Raw genomic sequence first — 12,113 nt, 5'->3', positions numbered from 1 at the left:
TCGTCACCGTCCAGCGAGCCCTCGGCCACTCCACCGCCACGACCACGCTGAACACCTACAGCCATCTGTGGCCGACCGCCGAGGACCGCACCCGCGCCGCCGCCAGCGGCCTGATGCAGGAAGCCCTCCGCGTCAATGAACCGGAACCGGAGCAGCCGCCGCGACCACAGCGACGGCGCGCTGGTGTCACGTTGGAGGAACGCCTCGCCAACGCGCCCGAGTCGAACCAACCCAAGCGGACGCAACGCCGACGGTTAGTCCGCCAACCCGAGAATCGCGTCAGCGACCTCACTCGGGAACAGAGTCGACCAGATGATCTCTCCTTGTGACGGTTCCAACTCCGCCAACGGTGATGGCTCGGGCTGCCAGTCTTCTCGGCGATGATCGCCAAGTACGCCTCATGACCGTTGTCTGCCCTGACCAGCGCCTTGATCCGATGCTGCCGGAACTCGGCAATCGCAAGATTCCCCGAGGTCAGCGACATCGCGATCAGGCGAATCACGATGCCTTTCATCTCGTGCCGCCAAGCAATCGCCTGCTCGGCGGTCAGGCGCTTCCAGTCCCACTCCGTCGGAAGTAGCCGACCGTCGAACGGTCTTGCCCGCGGTGCTCTCGCGAGTGATCGAGGCGTAGAAATCCCGCTGGGGGCTGTCGGCCTGGCGGCGACCCGCCGCGCCGATCCACCAATTGCCGATCCCCTGGACGTAGTCCTCAGCCCTCTCGCCGTCTGCCAACTCAGTGACGACGGCGCGCCGAGTCGGGCGCACACCACCAGTCGTTCGAGCCATGACTTCAGCCTATGCGGAGGGTCAGACACTCCCCGCCACGACATCAGGCAGGGAGACCACCAAGGTCATCGAGCTCGTCAGCGCTGAGACCAGTCATCAGCGTCACGGCGGCTGCATCAGTTCCATTCAGCTGGCCGAGAGCAGCCTTGATGCCAGCGTTGATCTCGTCGCGGTGAACGTCGATGTACTCACGCACGGCAGCATCGACGATGTCCTTCTTCGAGCGCGACAGGAAGTGCGCTGCGTGAGACACAAGCTCGTCGGTCGCGGGATCGACCTTGATCGGTGCAGTTGCGGTCGCCATGACACTTCCCCTCTGAAGCTCGACTTTGAACCCGAGTACCAAAGTACCACGGGTCCATCAAGGCGCTCAACCGAGGCCGGAGATGGCGTCGTACCGGCAGTTGCCGAGATTCTTGCGGACTCTTTGCGGACTACGGGGGTGTCCGAGACCCTCTATACCCGTCCTGACCTGCGGAAACGTCCTCGGATCAGTAGTACCAGGGGTACGGCGACCAGTCCGGCTCGCGCTTCTCCAGGAACTGGTCACGGCCCTCCTGGGCCTCGTCGGTCATGTAGGCGAGGCGGGTGGTCTCGCCGGCGAAGAGCTGCTGGCCGACCAGGCCGTCGTCGAGGAGGTTGAAGGAGTACTTCAGCATCCGCTGGGCGGTCGGGGACTTGCCGTTGATCTTCGCGCCCCAGTCCAGCGCCACCTTCTCCAGGTCAGCATGGGGAACGGCCCGGTTGACCGTGCCCATCCGGACACCGTCCTCGGCGGAGTACTCCTCGGCCAGGAAGAAGATCTCGCGGGCGAACTTCTGGCCGACCTGGCGGGCGAGGTAGGCCGAACCGTAGCCGCCGTCGAAGGACCCCACGTCGGCGTCGGTCTGCTTGAACCGGGCATGCTCGGCGCTGGCCAGGGTCAGGTCGCAGACCACGTGGAGGGAGTGGCCGCCGCCGGCGGCCCAGCCGGGCACCACGCAGATCACGATCTTCGGCATGAACCGGATCAGCCGCTGGCACTCCAGGATGTGGAGCCGGGCGAGCTTGGCCTTGTCGATCGGGTTGGGCGGCGCGCCGGCGTCCGCCCCAGAACGCGGCTCAGCACCGTCGGTCTCGTACTGATAGCCGGCCTTGCCCCGGATGCGCTGGTCGCCGCCGGTGCAGAAGGCCCACTTGCCGTGCTTGGCCGAGGGGCCGTTGCCGGTGAGGATGACGCAACCGACATCGGCCGACGTACGCGCGTGCTCCAACGTGCGCAGCAGCTCGTCCACCGTGTGCGGCCGGAATGCGTTGAGCACGTCGGGCCGGTCGAACGCGATCCGGACGGTGCCGTGCGCCTTCGCGCGGTGGTAGGTGAGATCTGTCAGGTCCTCGAAGCCGGGCACGGGGTCCCAGTCGGCGGTGTCGAAGATCTCGGAGACTCCCTCGATGGCGCTCATGGACGCCGAGGCTATCGCCGCCGGAATATCGGGCGGCGCGGTGGTCTTGTGAAGGGCATGGCACTTCAAGGCGAATACGCGCCCAGCCCGTCGGACTGGGTCCGCGAGCAGGTCGAGGCGTTCGAAGCCTCGGGCGGCACCGCCGCCAACACGCTGCGCGACACCGGCTACCCGATCGTCGTCATCACCAACCTCGGCGCGAAGTCAGGCAAGGTCCGCAAGACCCCGGTCATGCGCATCGAGAAGGACGGCCGCTACCTCGCGGTGGCTTCCAAGGGCGGCGGACCGGAGGACCCGCTGTGGACCAACAACTTCCGTGCCCATCCCGAGGTCGAGCTCCAGGACGGCACCGTCAAGGCCAGCTTCGTCGCCCGTGAGCTGACCGGCGCGGAGTACGACGAGTGGTACGCCGAGGCCGAGCGACAGTGGCCGACCTATATCGACTACAAGAAGCGGGCCGCAGGGTTCGACCGCATCATCCCCATCTTCCTGCTGGAGCAGAAGGACTGACGGTCCCTGGGCCGGGCCGGACACGAGTGGCAAGCCGCCCGCGGAAGCCCACGCCTGCCCGGTGAGCGGTCGCAAACTGACATCCCCGCCGCACTCCTGGTGTCAGTTTGCGACCGGTCACCGTCCCACGCGTGTCAGTTTGCGACTGGTCACGGGGCTTTGGGTGTCAGTTTGGGACTGCTCACCCCCCCCGGGGGAGGTCAGGGGCGGGCGATGCTTGCCGCGAGGCTGACCAGGTGGCCGAGCCGGGCCAGCTCGGAGTCGAGGAACTCCGGGCCGCCGCGGCGGCCGATGACGACGATCTCGTTGCCGTCGATGCGCGCGCCGGCGTAGAGGTTGTCGTCGTCGCCCTCGACCTCTAGCCGCATCGGGCGCTCGATGTCGACGAAGGGGAGGTCGTCGGGGGCCGACTCGGTGCCGGCCACCACGCCACCGGCCCGGTGGATCCGGACCGCCCAGTCGGCACGGAAGGTGTGCGGCAGCACGTCGACGAGCCGGGTCAGCGCCTCGTCGGGGCTCTCGGTCAGATCCTCGACCGCCTCCAGGTCGAGGAAGAGGTTGCCGCCGGCTGCGTAGCGGCTGATCCAGACGACCTCGACTCCGTCGAGGCCGTTGCAGGCCGAGACGATGGAGTCGGGCATCGCGCCGGGCGACATCTCCAGCAGTACGTCGTCGACGGCGTGACCCTCGTGCGACTTCTCGACGATCTCGATCGCCTCGATGTCACCACCTGCCTCACCGATCGCGGTCGCCAGGCGTCCCAGGGAGCCGGGAATATCGGGCAGCCGGACGCGGAGCAGGTAGGGCACCACTCGACACTAGCGGGGATTGGTTGCCACGGCATTTCGACAGTGTCGCGCCGGGGTCAGCCGAGACGCCGGACCAGGCCCGTGGCGCGGAGCGCTCGCCGAGCCACCGCCGCCCGCACCGACGCCTCGGTACCGACCACCCGGACCCGCTCCTCGGCCCGGGTGACGGCGGTGTAGAACAGCTCGCGCGTCAGCAGCGGCGACTCCTCCGGCGGCAGCAGCACCGTCACCTCGCGGGCCTGGCTGCCCTGGCTCTTGTGAACGGTCATCGCGTGCAGCGTCTCGACCTCGTTGAGCCGCGAAGGCGGGTACGACGGCCGCCCGGCGCTGTCGATAACCGCTCGCAGCTCCTCGCCGGCGGCGACTACCACCCCGGTGTCGCCGTTGAACAGGTTGAGGCCGTAGTCGTTGGCGGTGATGAGGACCGGCCGGCCGGCATACCACTCCGGGAGGTAGCCGACTCCGACGGCCTCGGCGAGCCAGCGCTCCACCTGCCGGTTCCAGTGGGCCGCGCCCCAGGGTCCGTCGCGATGGGCGCAGAGCAGCCGGTGCTCGGCCGCTGCCGCGAGCGCCGCGTCGGCGTCGCCGTCGGCGGCGAGTCGTCGTACCGTGACGGCGTGGTCGGTGAGCCGGTCGCGGAGCGCGGCGGTCGCCGCGGTGTCGTCGGGCGCTATCAGACTCACGGTGTCCTCGCCCGAGGTCAGCAGTTCGACGACGGCGTCCTCGTCGCCGGCCCGCAGCGCCGCTGCGAGTGCGTCGATCGGGCTGCGGCCGGCGAACCGGTGCGGCGTCACCAGCCTGGCGATCGCCGCCGGCGCACGGGTCGAGAGCCCGGTGACGAGGTCGGAGAGCAGCGCGCCCGCCTCGACCGAGGCCAGCTGGTCGGGGTCACCGACCAGGATCAGCCGGGTCTCCGGGCGGACCGTCTCGATGAGCCGGGCCATCATCGTCAGCGACACCATGGAGGTCTCGTCGACGACGATCACGTCGTGCGGCAGCTTGTTGCCGCGGTGGTGCTTGAAGCGCGTCGAGGAGCCCGGCCGCCAGCCGAGCAGCCGGTGCAGCGTCGAGGCGGTCAGCCCGCTCAGCCCGGCCCGGTCGGCCGCGGCGAACCGGTCGGCCGCCTGGGCCTGCTCGACCGCCTGCTGCAGCCGGGCCGCCGCCTTGCCGGTGGGTGCGGTCAGCGCGATCCGCAGCGGACCGGCGTCGGTCCGGCGAGCCTGCTCGCCCAGCAGCGCCAGCAGGCCGGCGACCGTCGTGGTCTTGCCGGTGCCGGGGCCGCCGGTGAGGACGGTCGTCCGCTGCCGGGCAGCGGCGAGGGCCGCGGCCCGCTGCTCGGCGTACCCCTCGCCCGGGAAGAGCCGCTCGGCTCCCGCCGCCAGCGCCGCCTCGTCGACGGCGGGCGGGGCGAGTGCGAGCCGGGCGACGAGGTCGTCGCGGACCTGGCCCTCCTCGCGGTGGTAGCGATCGAGGTAGAGCAGCGGGCCGTCGATCTGGACCACCGAGCTCGCCCGCAGCGGCGAGGCGGCGACCCGGTCGAGCCAGCCGTCGGGTGAGGGCCAGGGCAGGGTCTCGTCCTCGGCGGGCAGCGCGGCGAGGTCGACGCAGACCGAGCCGAGCCGGGCGGCGCGGACGGCGAGCGCCACCGCGAGGCGGATGTCATCGGCCGATTCCCCCACCAGCTCGGCGGTGCGCGTCGCGACATGGACGTCGGCGGCGGTCAGCACGCCTGCCTGGTTGAACTCCTTGAGCAGCCCGGTCGCGGTCAGCGCCAGCCGGGCGTCGTGCGGGTCGTCGCTCTCCCAGCGCTCGATCATCGCTCGATCATCGCGTGCTCCCTTCGCGAGGCGTCGTACGAGCCGGCTGCTCCGACGACCCACTCGTATGACACTGGCCGTCGAGCAGGTCGGAGAGCGCGGTCACCAGCGACGCCGGTGGCCGCCAGGAGAAGACACCGGTCGGGTGGCCGTCGATCAGCGGGGTGTCCGGGCCGATCATGCCGCGGACGTAGAGGTAGAGCACGCCGCCCAGGTGCCGGTCCGGGTCGTAGGCGGGCAGTCGCCAGCGCAGGAACCGGTGCACCACCACGGAGTAGAGCAGCGCCTGCAGCGGGTAGTGCGAGTGGAGCATCGCCTCGGCGAGCCGGCCCGGGGCGTAGTCGGCGGCGGTCTGATCGCCGAGCAGGTTGGTCTTGTAGTCGACGACGACGAACCTGTCCCCCGAGGAGTCGGCAGAGCGGAGTCGCAGTACGGCGTCCACCGAGCCGGAGAGGTAGCCGCGCAGGGCCTGGTCGCCGAGCAGGGGCGCCTCGAGCCTGTCGGAGTACGACGCGAGCGGATCGTCGGCCGGCAGGTGCTCGCGCAGCAGCGGGGCCAGGTCGCGGAGCCTGACCTCGGGCACCTCACCGCGCAGGTCGCCACCGGCGAGCGGGAACTCGAATTCCAGCTCTCGGAGCCGGTCTCGCAACGGGATCTCGGCCAGGGTGAGGCCGTCGGCGAGCGGGCCGAGCGGGCTGTGGTTCATCGGCACCAGGCCGTCGGCGAGGTCTTCGGGAGTGGCGTCGACCGGCCACCAACGCAGCTGCTCGGTGACATGGGTGAGCAGTTCCTCGCGCAGGTCGGAGGCTTGCGGGTCGGCGTGTTCGAGGACCGCGTGGACCAGCGAGCCGAAGGTCGCCCCGGCCGGCAGCTGTGCCATCGGCAAGTCCGGGCTGTCGACCGGGACGTCCTCGGGGTCGACGGCCGGCTCGTCGTCCAGGCCGTCGGTCTCCGGCTCGCTGTCGACGCCGGTGGCGGCCTGCTCCTCGACCCGGATCAGGCCGCTGTAGGAGGTCCGGCGCCACTCGGCGTCGATGGCCCGGTCGAAGACGCGAGCGCTGAGCGGACCGGGATCGGCCGGTGCCGGGGCCGGCACCGGCGGGGCCGGCGAGGCGAGCTCGTGGGCGGGGCCGCCGAGGCCCTCGACGAGGGTGAGCACCCGCTCGGCGTACGCGTCGTCGAAGACCTCCTGCTGCTCGGGCACCGCCGGCGTCCCTGGCTGCCGGCCGAAGATCAGCCGGTGCAGGCCGCTGCAGGACGTGTTGGTGGTGGGCGCCCACCAGGCGACCACCTGGGACTGGGCGCGGGTGAGGGCGACGTAGAGGTTGCGGAGCTCCTCGCCGAGCTCTTCGGCGCGGTGGCGGGCGAGGTTGGCCGGCCACAGCGAGCCGCCGCCGGTGACGTCGAGAGCGCGGCGGGGGTTGCCGTCGACCGTGTCGTGGAAGCGGGCGATGGCGACCCGGTCGTTGACCCAGTTGTCATAGGCGAACGGAATGTAGGTGACTGGATATTGCAGGCCCTTGCTGCCCCAGATGGTCACGATCTGCACCGCCGCGGCGTCGGAGTCGAGGCGGCGGGGCCGCTCCCGGGCGGCGGTACGACGACGCTCGTCGCGGAACCAGCCGAGCAGCGCGGTCAGCCCCAGCCCGTCGCGCACGCAGACCTCGTGGAGCAGCTGGCCGAGGTGGCGCAGGTCGGTGAGCAGCCGCTCGCCGTCCTCAAGACCGAGCACCCGGCTGGTCAGCCCGCGCTCCTCGGCGGCCTCGACCAGGGCGGCCACGCTTCCCCGGGATCTGGCAGAGCCACGCACCAGCAGCGCCCAGCCCCGCAGCGTGTCGGCGACCTCCGCGGTGAGGGCCTCCCCGCGCTCGTCGAGGTCGACGGCGGTGCGGCCGAAGAACGGTGTCAGCGCGGCAGCCCTGACCAGCCCGGAGCGGTGCGGCGACTCCATCGCCTCCAGCAGCGTGGTCCAGGCCTCGGCGGCCGGGGTAAGGAAGACGTCGCCGCCACCGGCCATCACGGCCGGGATGCCGCGCTCGGCGAGCGCGCGCTGCACCAGCAGGCCGTGGGCACGCTGGGCGACGATGACCGCCACGTCGCCGGCGACCAGCAGCCGCTCGCACCAGGTCGCCCCGGAGGCGAGCAGGGCGGCGATGTCGGCGGCGCAGTCGCGGGCCACGAAGTCGCGGGCATCGGCGACCTTGATGAGCTCCTTGTAGGTCCGGAACCCGTCCCGGGCCACTCGCCGCAGCCGGAACGGCGCCCCGGCCCCGACCAGCCGGGAGCCGGGGTGATGGCCCTCGACCTCGCGGACGGTGATCGCCGGGTCGCCGAGCTCGGCACCGCCGAGGACGACCCGCAGCCGGGCGAGGAGGTCGGCGTCGCTGCGCCGGTTGGTGCCGAGGGTGGCCCTCGCGGCGGCGGTGCGCGCGGCCTCGAGATAGGTGACGACGTCGCCGCCGCGGAAACCGTAGATCGCCTGCTTCGGGTCGCCGATGAGCACCATCGTGGCGTGGCCGGTGAAGGCGCGGTCGAGCACCTGCCACTGGGTCGGGTCGGTGTCCTGGAACTCGTCGACCAGCACGATCCGCCAGCGCTGCCGCATCCGCTCCCGGGCCGGCGCGTCCGGGTCCTCGAGCGCGGTCGCGAGCCGGCTGAGCAGGTCGTCGTAGGAGAGGATGCCGAGCCGGCGCTTGCGCCGGTCCAGCTCGGCGCGGCAGCCGACGGCGAAGGCGACCTTGGCCTCCCCGGCCGCCTCGCCCGGACCGGCCGGGGCGAGGCTGGCCTGCCGGTCCTCGACGGCGGCTCGGGCGATGGCCAGCGCGGTGGCGCGGTCGAAGGGCGGCCTCTCGCGCTGCTCGCCGTACCGCCCCAGGTAGAGGTCGTCGACGACCTCGACCAGCAGCTCGTCGAGCGACTCGACCAGCGTGGCGCCAGCGTCGGTGTCGCCCGCGACGCCGAGGGAGCGCAGCACGATCTGGCAGAACTGGTGGGTGGTGGCGATGGTCGCGGAGTCGAAGGCGGCCAGCGCGTCGGTGATCCGGCGGTGCCGCTGCGCCCGTTGCGACTCCTCGCGCAGCAGCAGCTCGATCACGGTGTTGTCGAGGTCGGCGGTGGCGGGGTCGGCGAGCGCGCGCTGCGCCTCGACGAGCTGGTCGCGGACTCGCTCACGCAGCTCCTGGCTGGCGGCCCGGCCGAAGGTGATGACGAGCAGCTCGTCGAGCTTGGCGACGCCCTCGGCGACATAGCGGGTCACCAGCGCGGCGACGGTGAAGGTCTTGCCGGTGCCGGCGCTGGCCTCCAGCAGGGTGGTGCCGGTCGGCAGCGCTCCGGTGAGGTCGAAGGGGATCATCAGAAGGACCCCTGCTCTGCCGCCAGCAGCGGGCTCCACAGTCGCAGCGCGAGCGCGCCGAAGCGGCTCCTCTCCCCCGGCCACTCCTCGCCGGGCAGCACGTCGGCCAGGCCGGGCACGCCGGCACCGGCGCCCCAGGCCCGCACCTGCTCGGGCTGTGACTGCTCCCCCGGGAACATGGCGTCCTTCCAGTCGCGCTCGGCCTGAGCCAGCGCGGTCTCCTCGGTGCCCTGGGTGCGTCGCTGCCGGGCATAGGTCAGCGAGGTCTTGAGCGGCAGCGGCAGCGGCGCGGTCAGCCCGCTGTCGCGCAGCCGCACCAGCTCGCGCAGGACGTCGCGAGCGGTGTGGTCGAGCGGGCCGAGCTGGGAGAGCGCGAACGGCCCCCTGCCGTACGACGGCCGGCCCAGCGTGAACGCCGACCAGGCCCGGTCCTCGTCGGCCGAGGCCAGCGCGAGCAGCCTGATCCACGACTGCAGTCGATGCGTCGCGGCGAGCCTGCTGTAGTGGACCGGGACCAGCCGGTCGCCGTAGAGCTCCGTCACGGTGCCGGTCAGCCGCCGGCCGTCGCCGAGGTCGACCTCGACGTCGACCGCGCTCGCCTCTCGGGTGCGCAGCCGGAGCCCTTCGGCGGCCAGCGGCTTGGCCTTGGTCATGACGTCCTCGAGGATGCGCCAGCCGAGCCACTTGGGCGGCAGCACGCCGCGCCGCCACTCCTGCTGCATCGCCTGCTCGGGGTCGAGGCCGCGCAGCAGGTCGCCGAGCACCCGGTCGCCCACCGACCACTGGGCCAGCGGGTCCAGCTCGACCGGCAGACCGGAGTCGAGCGGCTCCTCCTCGCGGGGCAGGGCGAGGTCGAGTCGCTGCTTGAAGAAGCCGCGCACCGGCGACTTCCAGAAGTCGAGCAGGTCGTCGAGGGAGACGTCCTGCCTCGGCTCGGGCGTCAGCGGGTCGGCCAGCAGCGGTGGCAGCGGCGCTCGCTGGCGGGCGGCCGAGCGGGCGCCCGCCAGGGCGGATCGGTCGAAGGAGAACGGACGCTCGGGCACGAGTGCGCCGGGGACCAGGTTGCGGGTGTCGAACGGCTGCAGCGGGTGGTGGACGGTGACCGCCTCGGCCGCCCCGGCGGCCGTCAGGTCGAGGGCGTCCAGCAGCTCGCCCAGCGGCACTGCGGGCGGTCGCGGCTGGCCGGAGAACTCGTTGGCGCCGGTGTAGGTGACCACCAGTGTCTCGGTGGCGGCGAGGATGGCGTCGAGGAAGAGCTGGCGGTCCTCGGTACGTGGGTCGCGCTCGCCGGTGAGCGGGGTGCGGGCGAGCAGGTCGTCGCCGTCGACGGCGCCCACTCGGGGGAAGACGCCGTCGTCGAGGCCGAGCAGCGCGACGACCCGGTGCGGCACCGAGCGCATCGGCACCAGGGTGGCAACGGTGAGGGTGCCGGTACGGAAGTTGGCGCGGGTCGGTCGGCCGGCGAGCCGGTCGGCGAGCATGGCGCGCACGTCGGGCAGCCGCAGATGCGTCGAGACGGAGCCGGCGGCCTCGCGCACGCGTCCGAGCTCGCGGGTCACCTGCCCGGTCATCCAGGCGTCAGCCGTCGAGGTGGCGGTGAGCGCGGCGACGCCGTCCTCGAGCGTGGTGAGCCAGTGGTCGAGCGGGTGGCTGCCGACCAGCGCGTCGGTGACATCGCGCAGGCGTCGTACGAACTCGGTGAGCCGGCCGACCAGCTCGATCGACCCGCTGCCGACGTCGTCGAGCGGCAGCGTCTTGTCGAGCCAGGTGTGGGCGGCGCCCTGATCGGGCCCGGAGATCGCGACGCCGGCGAGCAGCCGGTCGAGGCCGAACTCCCAGGTGTTGGCGACATAGCCGTCGAGGCCGAACTCTGCCCGGTGCGGGGCGTCGAAGCCCCATCTGATGCCGGCCTGCACGGCCCAGTCGCCCAGGGTGTCGAGGTCGTCGTCGCGGAGCCCGAAGCGACGCCTGACCGGCTCCGCGTGGGCGAGGTCGAGCACGTCGGCGACGCCGGCGCGTCCGCCTGCCAGGTCGAGCAGTCGGGAGGCGATCGCGAGCAGCGGGTTGGTGCTGTCCAGTGCCCGGTCGGCGAGCCTGACCCGCAGCTGGTGGGCCGGGTGCCCCTGCGGGCCGACCACCTCGGCCAGTCCGAAGCCGGCGGCGACGAGCGGGGCGTAGGTCTCGATGTCGGGACACATCACGAGCACGTCGCGGGGCTCCAGCGTCGGGTCGTCGGCGAGCAGGCCGAGCAGCACCTCGCGCAGCACCTCGACCTGGCGGGCGGGGCCGTGGCAGGCGTGGATCTGGACGCTCCGATCCCCCGGGATCGGCTGGCGCGGGGTGGCTGGGACGGCGTTGGCGCGCAGGTCGTGCTGGAGCCAGCCCAGCAGGGTGTCGGGCACCTGGGCAGCGGCCGCCGGCTCGTCGGTCGCCAGGTCGATGGTGGCGAGGGTGCGCTGCAGCTCGCGCACGTCGCGGCCGAGGGTGGCCAGCAGTGGGTGATCGACCTCGTCGTGGGAGCGGTCCTCCTCCCGAGCGACCGGGCCCTGCACTTGTGCCGACTCGGCACCCTGAGCACCTGCACTTCTGCCGACTCGGCGGGCGAGCCGGTCCCAGAGGTCGGCGGAGGGGTGGGGCAGCCACAGGTGCACCTCGCGGTGGCGGCCGAGCGCCTCGATCAGCCGCACCTCGGCCAGCGGCAGCCGGGTGTGGCCGAACAGGGAGAGCCGTGCCGGCAGGTCGAAGGCGTCGGGCTCCTCGCTCAACCGGGCGAGGGTGGCCGCCAGCCCGAGATGGGGCGGCGGCGCGGCGACCCGGGTGGCGAGCCGGCGCCACAGCTCCGGCTGCCAGGCCAGGTCGACGGGGACGGGGTGGCCGAGGCCGTCGCTTGAGCCGCCCGCCGCCCAGTCCTCGACCAGGGCGGGGCGCTGCCCGGCGTACGACGCGAACAGCCGGGCCAGCCGCCGGGCCACCGAGAACCGCCGTCCCTGCCGCAGCTCGGCCTCGTCCCCGGCCCAGGAGTCGGGCAGTGGGCCGTGGCCGAGGTGGCGCGCCAGGGTCGCCGCCCAGGGCTCGTCGAGCACGTCGTCGATGGTGTCCAGCAGCGGCCAGGTCAGCGCCTCCGGCCCCCAGGGGTCCTCGTCACGGGTGCCGGAGATCTCGGCGAACAGCGACCACGGCGAGCGGAACTCCACCCCGGCGCAGACCCCGTCGCCGCGCCCCGGGGCCGCGCCCAGCCGGTGCGAGAGTCGTTGCGAGAGCCAGCGCTCGACGCCCTTGGCGGGCACCACCACGACCTCGGTCGCGAACGGGTCGGCCAGTGGCACGGCCAGCAGCTCGCCGAGGCCCTCGGCGAGCTGGTCGGTGCGCGGAGCGCGGTGGAGGTGGACGGCCAC

The 12,113-nt window shown here is 72.4% G+C and carries 7 protein-coding genes and 1 pseudogene; 2 read left to right on the top strand and 6 right to left on the bottom strand.

Features of this window, described 5'->3' with window-relative positions:
• Positions 1-329, top strand: a pseudogene (locus QM595_RS17255) (hypothetical protein); the annotation flags it as partial.
• A gap of 502 nt (positions 330-831) precedes the next feature.
• On the opposite strand, the gene QM595_RS17250 reads toward QM595_RS17255, so the two are convergent.
• Together QM595_RS17250 and QM595_RS17245 are read right to left on the bottom strand one after the other, a co-directional pair.
• The gene (locus QM595_RS17250; RefSeq protein WP_415172815.1) at positions 832-1,092 is read right to left on the bottom strand and encodes a hypothetical protein; all 261 of its coding nucleotides are present in this window, start codon (positions 1,090-1,092) and stop codon (positions 832-834) included.
• Between the two features lie 187 nt (positions 1,093-1,279).
• The gene (locus QM595_RS17245) at positions 1,280-2,230 is read right to left on the bottom strand and encodes a 1,4-dihydroxy-2-naphthoyl-CoA synthase (protein ID WP_415172814.1); all 951 of its coding nucleotides are present in this window, start codon (positions 2,228-2,230) and stop codon (positions 1,280-1,282) included.
• A gap of 57 nt (positions 2,231-2,287) precedes the next feature.
• On the opposite strand from QM595_RS17245, the gene QM595_RS17240 reads away from it, so the two are divergent.
• The gene (locus QM595_RS17240) at positions 2,288-2,740 is read left to right on the top strand and encodes a nitroreductase family deazaflavin-dependent oxidoreductase (RefSeq protein ID WP_415172813.1); all 453 of its coding nucleotides are present in this window, start codon (positions 2,288-2,290) and stop codon (positions 2,738-2,740) included.
• A gap of 200 nt (positions 2,741-2,940) precedes the next feature.
• Here QM595_RS17240 and QM595_RS17235 read toward each other — a convergent pair whose 3' ends face one another.
• The 4 genes from QM595_RS17235 to recC are packed head-to-tail and all read right to left on the bottom strand — an operon-like array spanning position 2,941 to position 12,113.
• Positions 2,941-3,549: an ACT domain-containing protein gene (locus tag QM595_RS17235; RefSeq protein ID WP_415172812.1), complete on the bottom strand. Its 609-nt coding sequence runs from the start codon at positions 3,547-3,549 to the stop codon at positions 2,941-2,943.
• Between the two features lie 56 nt (positions 3,550-3,605).
• Positions 3,606-5,366, bottom strand: a complete 1,761-nt coding sequence (gene recD, locus QM595_RS17230) for an exodeoxyribonuclease V subunit alpha (protein WP_415172811.1) — start codon at positions 5,364-5,366, stop codon at positions 3,606-3,608.
• Positions 5,367-5,373: 7 nt separating this feature from the next.
• Positions 5,374-8,718 (bottom strand): UvrD-helicase domain-containing protein, encoded by a 3,345-nt coding sequence (locus QM595_RS17225; RefSeq protein ID WP_415172810.1) that lies wholly within the window; start codon positions 8,716-8,718, stop codon positions 5,374-5,376.
• Positions 8,718-12,113: an exodeoxyribonuclease V subunit gamma gene (gene recC, locus QM595_RS17220; protein ID WP_415172809.1), complete on the bottom strand. Its 3,396-nt coding sequence runs from the start codon at positions 12,111-12,113 to the stop codon at positions 8,718-8,720. Before recC ends, QM595_RS17225 begins: the two co-directional genes overlap by 1 nt.

It is taken from the genome of Nocardioides sp., from assembly GCF_047607185.1.
Taxonomy (GTDB): Bacteria; Actinomycetota; Actinomycetes; order Propionibacteriales; family Nocardioidaceae; genus Nocardioides.
The sequence above is the reverse complement of the archived record's forward strand: the minus strand, read 5'-3'. Positions and strand labels throughout refer to the sequence as shown.